Raw genomic sequence first — 16,504 nt, forward strand, 5'->3', positions numbered from 1 at the left:
CAGGACAGCCCATTCGCGCAGCACAATATAGGAGATAAGCCATGCCGCTCGGCTACGATCCAAATGCCCCCAAACAGGCTGTCAGTGTTCTCGTGAACGGTGACCTTCTGGAGAGGGCAGCGCTCATCGACCTGAACCTCTCCGCCGTTTTAGAAAGCGCCATAGCTGAAGCTGTCGATCGGTTTCATGAAGCTGAGCAGGGCCTTGGAGAAAACCGAGACGTCATACTTGACGAATCAGTAGGTCAGATTGACCCCAATGTGCTGGGGGCAGCTATTGGTGTTTTCGGTAACGCGACTCTCGCGAAAAAATGGCTGATCACTCCAGCGAGAGCGCTGGGCAACAAGCGCCCAGTAGAGGCGGATATTGAACAGGTCATGGATCTGATAGCGCGAATAGAAAACGGCTTTGGTGCCTAGTAAATCGCGTCAGTTTGCCGCCTGGAACCATGCCCGAAATCACCTCAAGCCCACTCCTTGATCAAAGCTCATGCCAATGCCGCTGAACGGTGGATCTTGGAAGCCCCAGTTCTTTCGCTACCTCGACCTGCGTCAGCCCCTGGCTTTTGAGCTTCTGGACGTCCGCGCGCGTAGCCGCAGCGCGGATGCTTGTTGGGTGAGTGCTATCCACGGCCAGTGCCGATGCTGGTGGAGTTTGATCCGCCAGCCCGAGGGCCTCCAATTCGCCGAGTGCCTGGAGCAGCACCGCTCTTGGTGAGTCACGTGAATCAGAGGCAGTAGCAACGGCTATTAGAGCAGAGGGTGAGAGGCCCAGCGTATGGGCTAGGTCTGCTGCTACTTTGAGTGTCGGTGTGGTCTTCCCGCTTTCTAGCTGGCTGACGTGCGACGCGGCCACCGTGCCGCTGAGGTCTTTTTGCGTAAAACCTTTGGCCAGGCGAATGACGCGCAGCGCGGCGGCGAAGCCAGTTTGAATCGACATTAGGCCTTCTCAAAAGGAGACGGTATGCCTCGTTTGCCTGCGCCCGAACAAATCTATATATTGAGCCGCATGGGTTTTGCTCGTCTCCATGGCTAGCTCCTGGCATGCCGCACGGCGCGGCATTTCAGCAACATGCCTGCGATGGATTCCATGGTGAGGGGTGGCGCGCCCTCCTGGGCTCGTGCCCAGGCGCAATTAAGACTCAAATCGCTTTATGTACAGGGTAGGTACTAAGGAACGCTAGGATGTCAGATCTGAAGAAAGTAACTGTCACTGTTAAGAATTTTGAGTCCAGCTCTTCCGACGACTATGCGCGTCTTTACAAAAAGGTTCGTCTTTTAGATTCGTCTGGGAAAAATGTTTATTTTAAAAATCTAATTGTTCCAAAGTACCTTGAGCGTCGAGGTGCATTTGCACAGGACGTGTTGAGAACTTGGTATATAAAAAGCGTTCATAAATCCGCAGTGGTATTGGTAGCGTTTGAAGCCCAGAACGGTACGGTTGAATATGACCTTGATGAAGTTCGAAACTTGTCCCGCAGGGGCCTCTGGTGGGGAGTCCTGATTGGTATCGCCGCAATTCCTGCTGGATGCATTGTGGCAATTGCGACTTATGGGGTCGGCCTAGCGTTAATCCCTTTTGCTTTTTATCAAGTATATATGCAGGTTTTCAAAATTCCGGCTCGGTTGAGTCGTGAGCAATTGCTTCGAGACTTTTCTCTGCACGGCATTCGCGTAGATGAGGGTTGGTCTCGTTAAGTCTTTGGGGCGAAGGTGCTCAAACGGCCTAAAGTTATGAGCAGGTGCTCGTATCGCTGCTCAAAGTCAATCTGCTCCGAGCTTCAATATACCGATAAAGCGTCAATTAGAAGACCCATACACCGCCAAGCGGCTGTTCTAAGGTTGGCCAAAAATGCCGTCCCGGCTCGTTACCTGGGAGGCAAGGGTTCCCTGATGAAGATTTTGATTTACTCGGATCTGCATAACGAATTCGACTGCTTTGCCCCACCCGATATCGATGTTGACCTGGTCGTCCTGGCTGGGGATATCGATCTCCTGCACCGAGGGGTGAGGTGGGCAAATGACGCGTTCACGAGTGATGTGATTTATTGCAGCGGTAACCACGAGTTCTACAAAGGTCATCTCACTCGTACTCGTGAAAAAATGGAGGCAGCAGCGGCCTCCCATGTGCATGTCCTGGACAACCAGGTCTGGACGTCGGGCAGTGTCCGATTTCTTGTCGCGACCGGTTGGACAGATTTCTCCGGAACTGGTGATGTGATGGCTGCTTCCAGCGCGTGCGTGCGGGAAATGAATGACTTTCGAATGATCCGTGCGGGTAGCGAATACCGTCGCATTCGTCCTACGGATCTCATTGAGAAAAATCGAACAACTTACGAGTTTCTGCGCGAGCAGCTCGCGATTCGCTATGTCGGCAAGACGGTAGTCATCACTCATCATTGCCCTATCCAAGAGGCCTCTGGGTCAGAGCATTCAGGACATTTGAGCGCCGGCTATTTCAATCGCTGGCACCAGTTAGTTGACCAAGCCGACGTCTGGATCTTCGGGCATACCCACCATTCGCTCGATCAGTTTTTTGGGCAGTGCCGGCTGATCTCGAACCCTCGGGGATACCCGTCCGAAGAAACGGGCTTTGACCCTAGCAAGATTCTGGAGATTTAAAGTGTCGAAAGTAGTGAGGAGCTCGGCGGGTGACGTGACTCCCATCCCTCTACAAGTCTTAGCTGCGAAGCGTATCAAGTGGGGCGTTGTCATCGATGCATACCTTACCGATGTTGCGAGGGTAGGATCACGATACTCGGCCATGGTTTTCTCGGATCGTGCGGGTCTGATAGAGGACGGAGAGACCGTCGCCACTCCCCCCGCCAAGCCTGTCGCTGAGCAGCAGGGCTTCGTATTGCTCCGGAGCATTAGTGGTCGTGATCATTACGTCGTTGTGAATTGGCTCGAAGCCGATGAGGCCAGCACTCCTGCCAGTCCATGAAATGATCCGGATCATGAGTCTTGGGGCGGTTTATGGCGGGGACTGTATGCCCCCGTATGAGGCAATCGCTTTCGCGCAGGCGATGTCCGGATCACTGCCTATGAACTGTCGATACCCAGTTCAGGATGCTTTTGAAGCTTTCCTAGGTGGTCGCTGAGGCGTTAACAGGGTAGTGCACGCGGTCACTTATGCTGCTTGCCAGCAACGTTGGCTTTCCATTTTTGGACAAAATATCACGCTCATGATCGCAGCTATCCTTTGGCAGAAGCGGCTTGGAAAACACGCATCTCAGAAAGTTGTAAACCTCTTTTTTCACGTGTTAACCACCTCGGTTTACAAGTCGGAAAACCGGTTTACAGTCCTATGATTCCTAGGGGCACGTCCTGATTGAAGTCATTGGCGGAACAGACTCGGGTGGCCTCCAGCGGCTTTTCGCGCCGAGCACTCATGGCGTTTGAATCAGGTTGGTCAGGAGAAAGAGTATTATGATTTCAGCCGCCGTATTCGATGCATTTGGTACCGTTGTTCGTATTCGCCGACGCACCAACCCTTACGGTGCTTTGTTCAGAGAAGGCCGTCGACAGGGGGTGATGCTGAACTGGCCTAATGATTTTGGACACTTCAATCGGGCGCTATGATGGCGCCCAAATCTGAGGTGTTTGGATATGCGTAAATCTTATTCGAGTGAGTTCAAGCTCAAGGCTGCCAGCATGGTGCTGGACGAAGGCCAGCCGGTTACCGAGGTGTGTGCCAGTTTGGATATAGGCCCTACCGCCTTGCGTCGTTGGGTCGATCAGGTACGCAAAGAGCGTTTGGGCTCGACGCCGGTAGGCGCCAAGGCGATTACCGCCGACCAGCGAGAGATTCAGAGGCTCAAAGCCCTGCTCAGGGAGAAAGACCTGGACATCGAAATCCTAAAAAAGGCCAGTGCTCTCCTGCTTTTGGACGCCAAAGATCATTCACGCTGATCGATGAGCTGGACGAGCAGTACGGCGTTAATCGGTGTTGCCGGGCGTTCGGCGTCAACCGCAGCAGCTTTTACGCTTGGCGTCAGCGCCAAGGTAAGGCTAATCCTCAGCGAGAGAAGCTTAAAGCCGCGCTGGTCAAGCATCACAAAGCATCGCGGGCTTCTGCGGGAGCGAGGACTTTGGCGAAGGAGCTGCAAGAGAAAGGGCATCGCATCGGCCGGTACTTGGCTCGCAGTTTGATGCGCGAAGCGGGGATCGCCAGCCGCCAGCGCCGACGCCATAAGTACAAATCGCCCGGTGTGGAAGCTTTGGTGGCACCGCACGTGCTCAAACGTAAGTTTGATGTCACGGCGGTCAATCAGGTGTGGTGTGGCGACGTGACGTACATCAAGGTCGGCAAGCGATGGCTGTATTTTGCTGCGATTCTGGATTTGTTCGCCCGTCGGATCGTGGGCTGGTCGTTTTCGATGATTTCCGATGCCACGCTGACCTGCGAGGCTTTGCGGATGGCGGTTGAGCTCAGAGGTCGTCCTAAAGAGGTGCTGTTTCATTCAGACCAAGGCTGTCAGTACACCAGTCATAAGTTCAGGAATGAGCTGCTGGAGCATGGCCTGCGGCAAAGCATGAGCCGTAAAGGCGAATGCTGGGATAACGCTCCGATGGAGCGCTTCTTCGGAAGTTTGAAATCAGAGTGGGTGCCCGAGACGGGTTACGCATCAGAACATGAGGCCCGAGCGGACGTGCAGCGTTATGTCTCGCGCTACAACATCACCAGGCCTCACAGTTACAACGATTACCGGTCTCCGGTCGTCAGGGAGAGACTGGCGGCGTGAACCTTAAATGGTGTCCAAGAATACTTGACCAGTTCATGCTCGCACCCAACAGCGCTCATTTTGCGATGACGACAAACCTCACTTTTGATCAGATGGCTGATCATCTGAGTATTGAGCTTTCTCCCTACAAGCGAGCCGAGCTGAATGATGCGTTGGGGAAGGAGCTGGCATCCATAGAGCCATACCCAGATGCACTCGAAGCGATTTCCAGGCTCCAGGAAGCCGGGGTCATGATTGGCATCTGTTCGAATCTGGCCCAGCCCTTCGGCCCTGTGATCAGGAAGGCCCTTCCGCATGTGCAGTGTCACGCGTTCAGTTACGAGCTTGGAGTTATGAAGCCCAATCCTGAGATCTATCTGGCCGTATGCCGAGAGATGGGCGTGGAGGCCGGTTATCGCTACGACGGAAAAGGGAGGGTGGTGATGATTGGTGATTCGAGAAAGTGTGACAGAGATGGCCCTGGCGGTGTGGGGATAATGGGGTACCACTTGGATCGGTCAGGTTTGGGACAGATCAGCGACCTCATGCAGTTCGCTAAACGGGTCATCGGGCACGACGGTGCTGGGTGAGTGGTAAGCATCCTAAATGGCGGCCAGGCGACTCATTCAAGGGATGGCTCAGGCAGCCGTTGAGCTCACCTAAATACCGGGAAGACCGTCCTTGGCACGTTGCTAATGAACCCCAAATTAGGGGGGGGGGTAGTGACCTTTTTAGAGTGCACCGAAATTCTATTTATTGGGGACAACGTCAGACAAATTTACGTTTCTGCGACATTTAATGTCACTTTAAGTTTTTTTTGCACCCCCCCCTCTTGAAAATTTTAAAGCGAGACGGAGCTCTTATATTTGAGAGCAAGGAAAAAGCTCGGTGGTGATGCTGCCGACGATTTCTGTTCAGGCGTGGTGACATGGCCACGCTTGATGCTTTTGATCTTCAAGGCTTTGGAGGTCTCTGGTGCCTTGCCTTGCCGACAGGCAAAGGGCGGCAGGGGAGGTCGGTATTTCGGCCAAAGGCCGCTGCTTTTGCTTTTGACTCCAAACAAGGAAACTGACTCACACAAAAATCCTGAGTAGGGTAGCTGCGTCTGAAATGTCACCCATGTCGTACAACACGGTTTTGGATGAGCTTGTCCCGGATTTTGCGCTAGCGACGCTCAAGAACCTTAAGTGGCTTCAGGCCCAGGCCTACTTCGATCCTTTCTAGGTTTGCGCCCGGAAAGAAGGGCCAACAATTCGAAGGCGGTATTACTGGGTGGGGTGATTGCGATGAGGAGGTTGGTTGGACGGCAATGTTGAGAAGCTTTTGTGGGAAAGGGCCGTGCAGGCTTATGGCGATTCAGTGGTGGACACGCTGAACCAAGACATCAATCAGATCAGCGATCTGAACGGCAAGAACATCGAGAATGCGAAGTCATCGTTGGCAGCTTGCGTAGCGCTGGATGAAGAGGCTATCCGGCTTCAGCGCCTTGTAGGTGGATTCAGGATTTAGGGAGGAACAATTGCCAATGTATCCGTACGGCATGAAATTTGAGGGAAGTGGTACTTGTCATGCCTGACTGACTACGTTTTGACAGCTGCCCATGTAAGGTGCAATTGTGCATCCTGCATGGGCAGTGAGCGGGTACTCTCGTATAGCGATATCTCAAAATGAATCATAGATATCGGCAAACATCTTCCCTAGCAGATATTTGTTGTGGTTGGCTCGATCAAATCTTAATAGTTCAGATTCATTAAATGAGAGTCCGAGCTGGGTGTTTATTTTGGCTTCTTCGAGATTTCTTTTCGCAATAAAGAAATCAATGGCTTCCATTAATAGGATGTCATAGCGCTCATTTATTATGAATGTCTTAAGAGAGTTCTGGGATTTTTCACACTCATCCGGGGCGCGCGCGACGATTTTTACACCATTGTCATCACCAGTTATTGCATCAGAAAGGCCAGCAGGGTTTCCGGAACTGACGAGTTGGAACTTGATTTGTTCGTCGTCAAATAGCGGATTCAGATGAGGATTTTTGAAGAAGTCTTTCTTCCCTTTCAAGCTGGAGTTGCAACTTGAGCAGCTCGGAACGAGATTGTATAAGGTTAATGCAAGGTGCGGGTATTCATCTTTATAGAAAAAGTGATCCAGCGTAGGTCGGAATGATCCTCCCTTGGTTTTTATGGTGAACGCATAAGCATGATTGCAATATGGACAGATTCTTGTCTTGGATTTCTTGCATAGCGCGTAGGCATTCCATTGTCCGTATTTGCTGATAAATTTTTCGTAATTAAATATTTGCTCAAGATCTTTTATGAGAAGTGCTTTTTGATCACCTAGTTCTTCAGAGTAGGATTCCAGGATTTCCATGCTTTTTAGAAGGTCTGAAAGCTTGGAAGAAGTTATGAGTTCTCTCGTGTTGCATACAAAGTAAAATGCCGGTTTTCTTGGGCCGCACTCTTCATGTTGAGCATCAATAAAGTCTTGAATGATTTTATTGAGGTATTTCTCGTGGTCTTTTTCTGCTGCTTTCCAGTTGTCACGTATGGCAGCTATCAATTTTCACCTCGGTGGCGATTTGCAATATGGTCTACTTCAGCCTTGATGATGGGGTTATCAATGCTTTCAATTACGAATTTGTCAATTTCGCTCGCGTGACCTGATTTTATCGATTCGACTGCCGACTTGATTTTTGCGGATGCAAACTCTCCAATGGTCTTGGCTCCGAATGACTGAGTAAGCAATGTGTGTAATGGGGCTGCAAATGCGCTGGGTGCATCAGTCTCACCAAGAGATTCCATTCGGCAAACGAATTGCTTAGGAATATCAGTTGCGAGTAGTGGTGAGTGGGTGGCAATGATCAATTGGAGAGATGAAATTCCTTCTCGGTATTTTAAGTTTGATAACATTCGATTTAGTTGCTCTATGTACTTGCGCTGCCATTCTAAATGCAAGAAGGCATCTCCTTCATCAATCAAGAGTAGAATTTTCTTCAACCCTTTTTTTGAATATGATGAAATTGTCTCTGAAATGAGTGCGAGTTGTGCGATTACAGCAAATTGCCCGGAGCTCATATTTTGGAAGCCGACATCGAAGAAACGCTCAAGATTTGACTGTTTCAGAATGGATGAGTCTTCATAAGGCTCTAGGGCGATTTCCGAATACGCCTGGCTGCCAAGTTTGGTATCGGCAGAGCGTTGTTTCATGAAGAATTCAAGGGATTCTATGTCGCTTAAAAACTCTGCTGTCCATTGGGTTTGAGCACCCAGGAACCACTGGTCACGTAATTCAAGGGAATCAAAAATTATAAAACGTATGTCCTTTTTATTTCTCCGGATGTCTTTGAGCAAATGGTTGATTACCGCAAGTAGGGCAAATAGATTGTGTTCGCTTGTAGCTCGCGACTTAAGTTGGCGGTAAAGCAAGCTTGCGGAATCTTCAATAACCTTCTTTTTTAATTTTTCTTTTTCTAGCTGGCGTTGCTCCTCAGCTTCCATTGACTCGATTGGGCTGACGGACTCTAATGTAGCGACCAATTTAACTGAGCGACTTTCGTCGAGAAGGTTAAATAAGTCGGGAAACATATCCATAAGTACAAAAGGGATATTCTCTTCATTCGGGTAATTTTGCACCATTAGAACGTCCACGAGGGATTTGCATACATCCCTCACATTGATTCTGCTTACAGCATATAATTTGGGGGAGATATCGAATTCTGCGAGAATATCTGTGTGATGGCGTAAGTCAAATGCCGAGAGTGATTCGCCCCATTTTGGTGATATGTCTACGAAATTTCTAGTTGCATGAGGGCGGCGGCCTGACTGTACTGGGGCGTAATAAATTACTCCCCACTTGCTGCGCATTTCTGCAAACGACAAGCTTTTTCCGTTGTCGAGGTGGATCTCGCTGGAGTAATGGTCTCTCTTTGCTGAGGGTAGGAACTTTCTGATTATTTTCCTGAATATAGATGTTTTGCCCGAGCCATTGTTGCCGATAATTAGCGATATTGAGTCGACGTCAAAAATATTAGGTGTGCCTTCAGTGGCAAGATTTAGGCTGATCACGTGGTCATCTACTTCGATCTTACTTATCATTTCCATGGGCTCATGTTTTATCGAAATCTATTGAGGACGGCTCGCGTAATTTACTCGTTTGTTACTAAAGCCTTGCTCTGTTTCTACTGGCGAAGGATTACTGGGATGACGATCAGATACAGGTGCATACACCTGTTAGTCGAAAGCACCTGGCTGGTCGACCTCATACCAAGGCATTAACCGATATCGGCCAGCAAATGGTCGAGCATCTTCTGCACTGAAACCGGTAGCTCCTCATCCCGGCAGCAGACGTACATCTGCCGGATGGCCCAGGCATCGCCGAGCGGCACAAGCCGAAGGTTCAGCTCCTGAGCGAAGGCTTCGGCGGCAATCTTGGGGAGGATGCCGATGCCCAGACCTGCCTCGATCATCTTGCAGATCGCTTCGAAGCTCTTCACCTGCACGCGTAATCGAAGCTTCTTGCCCTCGGCCTCCGCCGCCCCCTCCAGAAGCTTGAGCATCGCGGTGTTGCTCTCCAAAACCACAAGGTCTGAGTTAACCAGGTCAGAGAGGCTCAACCGACGCAGGCCCAGGGCAGCATGTTGCGGCATGATGCAGGATTCAAATGCCTTGTTACAGCTCTTATCCGAATTGCTGGGGATCGAGGGTAGGCACTGCCCTTCTTGGCTATCCCTGATTTAAAGCCCTGTTGTTGGCATCTTATGGGCGCTGGTTCTAATATGATGACGTTTTGCCATTGAGTCGGCGGAGTAGTGGCCTCCACCGTCACGGATGAAGCTCCTACAAGCTCAGCATGCTGACATCAGGATATCCCTGGGCAGGCGGTCAGGCTTCGGAGTGAATTAAGTCCCCACTGACATCGTGCTTGCGAAGGTACTGCGAGCATCGCTGCGGCGCCGGTCAGTGCCAGTAAGCATGGTCGGGTCAAGTCAAGGAGCAAGAGTTTGACGACTGTTAATGTCCAATTTCGCAGCGAGGAGGAAGACCGCCAGCTGCGAGAAGAGAACCCCGATACCCCTGAACTCTTCGCGTTTGACTGCGGCCAGCTACCTTTCGAGCGAATGGGGGACGCTCATTTTGAGTTGCTCCTGGCAGACCTCTACGCTGCGCGTGCGGACGATGGTTCGAAAGACTGGTATGACGAAGCCCGCCGGCTAAACGACGGTGCCGATCAAGGGCGTGATGTCATCTTGCTCGATGATTCAGCGCCGGTCGGCGTGATCCAGTGCAAGCGATACAACGGCATCGTTACCCTTGCCATGATCATTCAGGAGATCTGTAAATTCTTCCTCTACGCGACGATCAAGCCCGGCATCGCATCTGCGCCAGGTGAGCCATTCCGCTACTACGTCGCAGTATCTGACCGGGCGGCGGGCAAGCTCTTCGAGTTCATGACAGGAAAGGGGCGCAAACGCTTCGAAGATCTGCGGTCAGAATTTGAAGTGAAAGCATTGGCTGCCCGCAAAGGATCCGCGACCCTGAGGAAGCATGCAGCCCTGAAAAATCTCACACAGGCACAGCTGTGTGATTTGGTCTGGGCCAGGATCGACAATCTTCATACCGATCTTCACAAAAAAGACGACCTCTCCCGGCTGGTGGGCGCCTATCCGCACATCAAGTCGACCTACTTCAAGCTTGAGTCCGATTCGGCACAGATCGTAGGTGAGCTGAAAGCGTTCCTCCAATCACGGAATCTGATGGTGAGTCAGGAGGACGAGGAGCTCATTTCCGGAATCCGGACTGAATACATCAAGTTAAAGCTGGGTCAGAATCAGCGTTTCAATCTGGGGCTGTTGCAAGGCGCAGAGCTTCTGCCTTTCATGCGAACCATGCTCCTACCCAAGACAGGCACGCTGTTCAATAACTTTGGCTCGCTTCCCGTGATTTTTACCGCCGGAGCCGAGGCGGCAGATCCTGGCGATTGGGCAGAACTTCACCAGCTTGTCGAAACATACGATAGCCAAGCGGTCGTGTTCGTAGGTTGTGGTGGCGTGACTGGGGCTCAGCTTGCTGCCTGGAAAAATTCAGATGACATGATTTGGATTGATCCAGAGTGGGATCCGGCTCCGCTTCAGAACTACAGGGCCGGTTGGTGTTGGGTCAAAGATCCTACGCAGGGTATTTTTAACTGCTATGTGCTCGTGGAAAACGAGACAGGCCAGGCTGAGTACGGGCACGGTAAGGTGTCGCTGCGTCTAGCATTTGAAGACGTTGTCGTCTGGCCAACCTTGGGTAACGATTTTACGAACCCGATATCAAATGCCAGGTCTCAGTTGCGTCGAATAATGGCTAGCCAAAAAGAGGACAATTCGAAGCGGCCCAATCTTGTCCTTGCATCCATTAGAGTCACCAGCCTCGAAAAAGTATTGACCTCGGCATCAGATCACTATGGTCAGCGCATACACTCGACGATTGCCACGGCGATTGCCAACAGTAACCGTGTCGGAGCGTGTCCTACCGAGCTGTACAGTGCCACCGGCATCTTTCCAGCGATCGACGTCGAGTGCGCGACCCGACCAACCCCAGCAACCGTTAATCCCTCTGGACGTGTTATGCGTCGGAGCACCAGTGGTGCTCTTACGTTCACCCTCGACTGGAATGCAGATCTGACCCTGACTGCTGTAAAGGCGCATCGCTTGGTTGCGGGGGCCGTTACAGACGATATGCATCCGATGTCGCTTGAATTTCATGAGCTCTTCAATCGGTATCCTCCGTACCCAGGCTACCTGCCTGCTGTGAAAGCTGAGCTGGATCTGCTCGATACGTTGGTGCAAGGCGCGGGCCTGCCTGACTACTCGGGCTTCACCTACAGAACGTGGTTTGGTGTCAAAGCGGGGGAGGCTTTTCCACTGGAGACGCTCTGCGCATCTGGAGAGTGCGTCATGAGAACTGTCCAGGCGCTGAGCTACCTCAATGTACCGCCCGCCAGCCAGTGGGTCTGCTCGCCCGACCTGCAGGGACATATCCGGCATGACGACCCTGTGCATGGCGAGGTCAACCTCATGGCTTGGGCAAACAGGAACTATCCCGTCAGACAAATGGAAGGTGACCTGTTCGACTGGGCTCGACAGCCGATTGTGCATCCGAGCCTCATCGTCTTCGCGCAGGGTAGGGGGAATGTCGCGGACAAAAAGCCCAGCGATGGGCGTTACGATTACACCAGCCCGCCTGCCCCCAAGGGATCAATCACTGAACCCGCGATTGCAAGAAACGTTTATATGTTCAGTTTGGGCGATATTGAAGCGGTGTATGACGACCCTTCAGCTCCTTCACCCAATCAGTTCATGGAAGATATTTTTGTACGGAAGGGGAAGTTAGATGCTCAATGAATTGACTGAAATCATAGGGCGTCGAGCTGAGGATGCTGGCTTTTCCAGAGCCTCCACTCAGCAGTACTTATCGGGCACTAATCAGAACTGGCAGGATGGCGCGATAGGGAATGAGCTCGGGTATTGGGAGTCGTCCTTCGCCTCTATTTTACTGGTCAACATCACCACTGATACCGGTGTCGATGCAATGCGCCAGGCCAAAATTGCAGAGACGTTCTTGGATGCCGCGATTGTCCAGCGCGAGCGCTCAGGTCTCGTTATTGACGGCTACCTGGTGATCGCCGCTACCCAGGTCAATGATCAGTTCAAGGCGTTCATCCTGGATATCGAGAGAGATATCAGATTTGTCAGAAAGCATGTTGTTACCCTGGGTGATGAAGGTTGGGAGCGCTATGAGCGAATCACTCCGTTAGGCCTGGAGCGTATTGAAGATCAAGCGGACGCGGTAGTCTTTTCTTCCGAGAATACCGACTACCTCCAGCTGGTAGAGTTACTGGCGGAGATGGACAGTCAAGAGCTTGCCCAAATTCATGGTAAAGAATGGAATCTCAATGAATAACCTGCCCATCAAATTCCTTGCTGTTACCATCCAGAATTTTCGGGGCATTCCAGATGAGTTGGTGGTGCCGTTGGATGCACCTTTGACCGTTATCCATGCGGCCAACGGCACGGGTAAAAGCACCATTTGTTATGCCTTGGAGTGGTTGATTACCGGCAAGGTCGATGATCTGAACGGGGCGGCACTGGAATGCCAATGGGGTAGGGGGGCTACTACTGTCTCCGCAAAGTGTTTGATTGACGGAAAGCTTCACGTACTTACCCGAACTAATACCTCGCTGTGGATAACCCCCGACGGCGAGAAAAAGAAAAAAATTAACGATGAGTTTCTTCTGGGGATGCTCACGCCCACGTCGGTTTCGGGGAAAAGTACCATCGCATTGCGAAAGGCCAAGCGCGGATGGTTGCGCAATAGTCGGTGGCTCTATTCAAATTCGCTAGCCTTGTTGATTGATAATAATAAGGCCGACGAGCGGCAGCAGATTTTCGCTGACATACTTGGTTTTGGTCATCTCACCAGCACCTTGCGAGATCTGCGCGATTACAGGAAAGCACTTCCCAATACAAAAGGGCTGGCGGACAAAGTTTCTGGCGTGAATGCTGAAATTGAAACGCTTAAAGCATCCCTGGCTACCAGTTCCCCTGCCAAGGAGGCCGCGCTAGGTAGCCTTGATGCTATTTTCAAGGCGTTTCCACCAGCAGTCGAGGGAACCATTCTTGAGCGGCTAGAGGCAGCTCAGCTACGTGTTAACTCGTTCAGCCAGAAGCAGCAGCGAGAGATGGCAGTGCTGAACACTGTGTATCAGCAGTGGACGCCGTACCACGGTTCTTTGCAGCAAATTGCAACTCTTCGTCAGTCAGTTGATGCCCTGACGCAGGAGCAGAAAAAGGCGAGCGAAGATCACAGTGTTCGAGCATCAGAGTTGTCCGACGCCCAACAGAAAGTGTCTGACGCTCAGCGGTCGTTAAAATGGGCTGATGACAGCCTGGTAACCTTCCAGGGGTGGCAAACAGCGACTAGCGCTCAGGGTGTGGGAGGGTATTTTGAGCAGGCTGACCGAAGTCAAGCGGAACTTGAGGCGGCGGGTTTTGTAGAGCTGGGGTGGGATTCTGATCGGCAAGCGAAATGGAAAGAGGCAATTACTCTGCTATCCGCTAACTTCCAAAAAATCATGGAGCTTGAGCGTCAGAAAAATGCTCTGGTGGCGAATCCTGTAGCGCCTGCTACCGACTACGACGAAAAGGCACGCCTGGCTGATGCTGCAAAGAATAACCGCATCCGAGCAGAAGCAGACTTCGACGCTTATACTAACGTTTTGGGTAAGATAAAAGTTATGGGCAATGAATTTGCCCATACTCATGATGACCCTCACTGTCCGCTCTGTAACTATAATTGGCCCACCACAGCTATACTCCGGGAAGAAATATCCTCGAATATGGAAGTGCTTGCGCCGGCTCTTCAGGCTGCTTCAAGTGCACTGACGTTGGCTCGTCAAAATGAGCAGGATGCCATTAAAGCCCTGGCGTTAGCTACGTCGCAGAAATCCGCGTATGACACTTATTTGGCTCGATCTAATTCTGTGAATCAAGAGCTGCAGTCGTTTGCAATCAGGAGTACGTACTTCGAAACGATGAATGTTCAAGACTTCTCCGGAATGAACATGGACGGCCTTGCCAATATGAATCGCAGGGTGACCTCTGCAATTCAAATCATCGGGGTTTTGGCAACGCTTGCTGAGGTAGAGAAGTTTTTCGGTATTACTCCGGTGAACGGTGCGACAACACGGGTTGCGACCGCCGTCGATCGTTTGCGAAGCTACAAGAAACATTTTCAGGATCAATTCGACCAATACGAGCCGGCGAGAGCTCGCCTCGTTCTGGCTGTACAAGGGCTTTTACAAGCCGTGCAGTCCAAGGCGGGCGAGATCGCTGGTCTCAACGCGAACATCGCTGCGGCGGTAGAGATCACCAGCAGCTTCGACTCCCATTGGCGTGAGCTTTTTGGTGATCAAACCGTGTCAGTAGAGTCCTACGACATTATGCGTCAGCGGCTGGGTCAGCGAGGAATTGATGTAACGACATACACCAGCATGCTTGATCAATGCAAAGCTGTGGTGAGTGTTGATACCGACTCGGCAAAGCTGAAAAAGCTTGAGCAGGAACTGCTTGAGTTGACCAGCAAGCTGAGAATCGGCACAGGCTACATTGCTGATGCAGACCTGGCGATTGAGCAGTATGCCTTGCATGTGAAAGACTTCACCGCCTCCAGCCTCAAGCCCCTGCTGAGTCCTGCAGCTGAGCTGTTTTCCAGGATGCATGCCAACGAGGTCTATAAAGGCCTGGGCGTTTCAGAAGGCGAAGACGCATTGAAATGGACAGTCTTCGCCGAGGGCCATGAGCCTGCATTGGACGCAGAAGGGAAGCTTAGCCAAGGCCAGCGCCAGGATCTGGCATTGTCGCTATACCTAGCCAGGGCTCGGAATACCGGGGGAAGCTTCTTCCTAGATGAGCCAATCGCGCATTTGGATGACCTGAATCGCGTGGCAATGCTGGACATTTTCCGGCTGGTGGCCACCTCGATGCCGGACATGAACTTGATCTTGACCACTGCCAGTGATTCGCTGGCCCGGCACATGGCTCAGAAGTTTTCTAGCATCACCGACCGGCACCTGTTGAACATGATTCATTTGGAGGGAAACCCCCGCACGGGAGTCAAGATGACTGTTCAGCGCAATGCAGTCTCATCCGGCCAGCCCGGCCAGCCCGGTTAAGCTCACGTGAGGTGATGGGCTGCTTGTTGCGCCCATTCCCTCACAGTGTCGCGTCCATGCCATTGAACAAGCGATCCGCTTCCACCTGGGGCAGTGCCTGTGCGGTCTCTGTCATGACTCTAGGCGATGCCCTAGGAATAAATCTCGTCCCCAAAAGGATTTCAGTATGTGGGAAAAGCATCCGGATACTTGTGCATTAGTTCTCGATTCCCTGAATGAGCGGATCCTTGAGTTTCGTAAGTCAATGCTCATCAATCAGATTAGTCGTGATGCGGATAAAATAGCTAAAAGTTTTGATGCATTGCATTCAGATGTTCTTGGAAAGTTAAGTGTACAGTTTTCCCACTGTTCAGCCATTATCGCGACTGGGCTGATTAAGATCGAGCAGGAGGAAGATGATCTGAGAATGGCGTGCGCTGAGCTACTTTACAACGCGCTGAACTCCATGGCTGCCGCAGCCTATCTGCTTCGAGGCGGATTCGTTCTACAGCCAGGGCCGGTCATCCGCTCCGCCATTGAGTCCATGGCGATGGCACTGTACCTGATGCAGTTTCAGGAAGATCTCCAGAAGCACAGAGAGCACAAGTTTGATTCCACGCGGGCCATCTCCAGCGCAAAGCGTGTATTTCCACCTTTCGGCCAATTGTACGGACTTTTAAGCCGAGAATTTACCCATGTAGGCTCTCTGCATAAGCAGCTCACACCGATTCGTGAATACACTGGCACCGAAGAATCCTTGACGCTGAACGTTCAGTTCCTGACCTCGGGAATATGGATGTGCTATGTCTCGTGCGAGCTTGTTTTCCTGGATCTGGTCGGTCAGCCAAGATACTGGCGTGAGATACCTGTAGAGGATGAAAGACACAGGGCCTATTCTTTCGAGCCAAGTGAGGAGGAGATGACTTGGATGGCTGATTTCTTGGGGCTGGACAACCCCTACTTAGTGAAAAATAAACTGGGATAGATGCACGCGTTGGGAGGCCGCCTCTGGTTAGCCAGGGCAGCCTTGGTCTGATTCCATTCGTATGGAATAGCGTGTGGGATTGAATGCAGCTAGGTACGAATAACCGT

Annotated in this window: 15 protein-coding genes and 1 pseudogene; 12 read left to right on the forward strand and 4 right to left on the reverse strand. The window is 51.5% G+C overall.

What is annotated here, in order from left to right:
* Positions 1-41: 41 nt before the first annotated feature.
* Positions 42-419: a type II toxin-antitoxin system CcdA family antitoxin gene (locus NMB39_RS07220; protein WP_401192567.1), complete on the forward strand. Its 378-nt coding sequence runs from the start codon at positions 42-44 to the stop codon at positions 417-419.
* A 61-nt stretch (positions 420-480) separates the two neighbouring features.
* On the opposite strand, the gene NMB39_RS07225 is transcribed toward NMB39_RS07220, so the two are convergent.
* Positions 481-939, reverse strand: a complete 459-nt coding sequence (locus NMB39_RS07225; protein WP_181125586.1) for a helix-turn-helix domain-containing protein — start codon at positions 937-939, stop codon at positions 481-483.
* Positions 940-1,184: 245 nt separating this feature from the next.
* On the opposite strand from NMB39_RS07225, the gene NMB39_RS07230 reads away from it, so the two are divergent.
* The 7 genes and pseudogenes from NMB39_RS07230 to NMB39_RS07260 all read left to right on the forward strand — a co-directional run bounded on the left by NMB39_RS07230 (position 1,185) and on the right by NMB39_RS07260 (position 6,232).
* Positions 1,185-1,697: a hypothetical protein gene (locus NMB39_RS07230; protein ID WP_494339476.1), complete on the forward strand. Its 513-nt coding sequence runs from the start codon at positions 1,185-1,187 to the stop codon at positions 1,695-1,697.
* 195 nt (positions 1,698-1,892) lie between these two features.
* A complete protein-coding gene (locus tag NMB39_RS07235; RefSeq protein WP_181125490.1) occupies positions 1,893-2,621 on the forward strand; it encodes a metallophosphoesterase in 729 nt (242 codons plus the stop codon).
* 807 nt (positions 2,622-3,428) lie between these two features.
* Positions 3,429-3,539 (forward strand): annotated as a pseudogene (locus tag NMB39_RS07240) (HAD family hydrolase); the annotation flags it as partial.
* A 69-nt stretch (positions 3,540-3,608) separates the two neighbouring features.
* Positions 3,609-3,911 carry a transposase gene (locus NMB39_RS07245; RefSeq protein WP_040267329.1) on the forward strand — a complete coding sequence of 101 codons (303 nt, stop codon included), beginning with the start codon at positions 3,609-3,611 and terminating at the stop codon, positions 3,909-3,911.
* 8 nt (positions 3,912-3,919) lie between these two features.
* Positions 3,920-4,744 carry an IS3 family transposase gene (locus NMB39_RS07250; protein ID WP_460137752.1) on the forward strand — a complete coding sequence of 275 codons (825 nt, stop codon included), beginning with the start codon at positions 3,920-3,922 and terminating at the stop codon, positions 4,742-4,744.
* A complete protein-coding gene (locus tag NMB39_RS07255; RefSeq protein WP_494339475.1) occupies positions 4,741-5,313 on the forward strand; it encodes an HAD family hydrolase in 573 nt (190 codons plus the stop codon). Before NMB39_RS07250 ends, NMB39_RS07255 begins: the two co-directional genes overlap by 4 nt.
* Before the next feature lie 709 nt (positions 5,314-6,022).
* Complete coding sequence (locus NMB39_RS07260) at positions 6,023-6,232, forward strand: hypothetical protein (RefSeq protein WP_181125492.1); 210 nt, start codon at positions 6,023-6,025, stop codon at positions 6,230-6,232.
* A gap of 153 nt (positions 6,233-6,385) precedes the next feature.
* Here NMB39_RS07260 and NMB39_RS07265 read toward each other — a convergent pair whose 3' ends face one another.
* From NMB39_RS07265 to NMB39_RS07275, 3 genes are all read right to left on the reverse strand, one after another.
* Positions 6,386-7,279, reverse strand: a complete 894-nt coding sequence (locus tag NMB39_RS07265) for a hypothetical protein (protein WP_472509929.1) — start codon at positions 7,277-7,279, stop codon at positions 6,386-6,388.
* On the reverse strand, positions 7,276-8,814 hold the full coding sequence (locus tag NMB39_RS07270) for an AAA family ATPase (RefSeq protein WP_494339474.1): 1,539 nt from the start codon (positions 8,812-8,814) through the stop codon (positions 7,276-7,278). The genes NMB39_RS07265 and NMB39_RS07270 overlap by 4 nt, the downstream gene beginning before the upstream one ends.
* 176 nt (positions 8,815-8,990) lie before the next feature.
* Positions 8,991-9,365, reverse strand: coding sequence for a LysR substrate-binding domain-containing protein (locus NMB39_RS07275; protein WP_494339473.1), 375 nt, complete (start codon positions 9,363-9,365; stop codon positions 8,991-8,993).
* 354 nt (positions 9,366-9,719) lie between these two features.
* On the opposite strand from NMB39_RS07275, the gene NMB39_RS07280 reads away from it, so the two are divergent.
* The 4 genes from NMB39_RS07280 (at position 9,720) to NMB39_RS07295 (ending at position 16,397) form a co-directional block, all read left to right on the forward strand.
* A complete protein-coding gene (locus NMB39_RS07280; RefSeq protein WP_494339472.1) occupies positions 9,720-12,104 on the forward strand; it encodes an ABC-three component system protein in 2,385 nt (794 codons plus the stop codon).
* Entirely contained in the window at positions 12,094-12,663 is a 570-nt protein-coding gene (locus tag NMB39_RS07285; RefSeq protein WP_494339471.1) for a hypothetical protein, read from the forward strand. Before NMB39_RS07280 ends, NMB39_RS07285 begins: the two co-directional genes overlap by 11 nt.
* Positions 12,656-15,433: an AAA family ATPase gene (locus NMB39_RS07290; RefSeq protein ID WP_494339470.1), complete on the forward strand. Its 2,778-nt coding sequence runs from the start codon at positions 12,656-12,658 to the stop codon at positions 15,431-15,433. Before NMB39_RS07285 ends, NMB39_RS07290 begins: the two co-directional genes overlap by 8 nt.
* Positions 15,434-15,599: 166 nt before the next feature.
* Positions 15,600-16,397, forward strand: coding sequence for a hypothetical protein (locus NMB39_RS07295; RefSeq protein WP_494339469.1), 798 nt, complete (start codon positions 15,600-15,602; stop codon positions 16,395-16,397).
* Positions 16,398-16,504 lie beyond the last annotated feature (107 nt).

The organism is Pseudomonas sp. FBCC-B545 (genome assembly GCF_059134095.1).

Excerpts from the sequence above, each read along its gene's own strand:
- NMB39_RS07285 (WP_494339471.1), top strand. The coding sequence starts at position 12,094 with ATGCTCAATGAATTGACTGAAATCATAGGGCGTCGAGCTGAGGATGCT.
- NMB39_RS07225 (WP_181125586.1), bottom strand. The coding sequence starts at position 939 with ATGTCGATTCAAACTGGCTTCGCCGCCGCGCTGCGCGTCATTCGCCTG.
- NMB39_RS07270 (WP_494339474.1), bottom strand. The coding sequence starts at position 8,814 with ATGATAAGTAAGATCGAAGTAGATGACCACGTGATCAGCCTAAATCTT.
- NMB39_RS07275 (WP_494339473.1), bottom strand. The coding sequence starts at position 9,365 with ATGCCGCAACATGCTGCCCTGGGCCTGCGTCGGTTGAGCCTCTCTGAC.
- NMB39_RS07245 (WP_040267329.1), top strand. The coding sequence starts at position 3,609 with ATGCGTAAATCTTATTCGAGTGAGTTCAAGCTCAAGGCTGCCAGCATG.
- NMB39_RS07230 (WP_494339476.1), top strand. The coding sequence starts at position 1,185 with ATGTCAGATCTGAAGAAAGTAACTGTCACTGTTAAGAATTTTGAGTCC.
- NMB39_RS07295 (WP_494339469.1), top strand. The coding sequence starts at position 15,600 with ATGTGGGAAAAGCATCCGGATACTTGTGCATTAGTTCTCGATTCCCTG.
- NMB39_RS07290 (WP_494339470.1), top strand. The coding sequence starts at position 12,656 with ATGAATAACCTGCCCATCAAATTCCTTGCTGTTACCATCCAGAATTTT.
- NMB39_RS07235 (WP_181125490.1), top strand. The coding sequence starts at position 1,893 with ATGAAGATTTTGATTTACTCGGATCTGCATAACGAATTCGACTGCTTT.
- NMB39_RS07220 (WP_401192567.1), top strand. The coding sequence starts at position 42 with ATGCCGCTCGGCTACGATCCAAATGCCCCCAAACAGGCTGTCAGTGTT.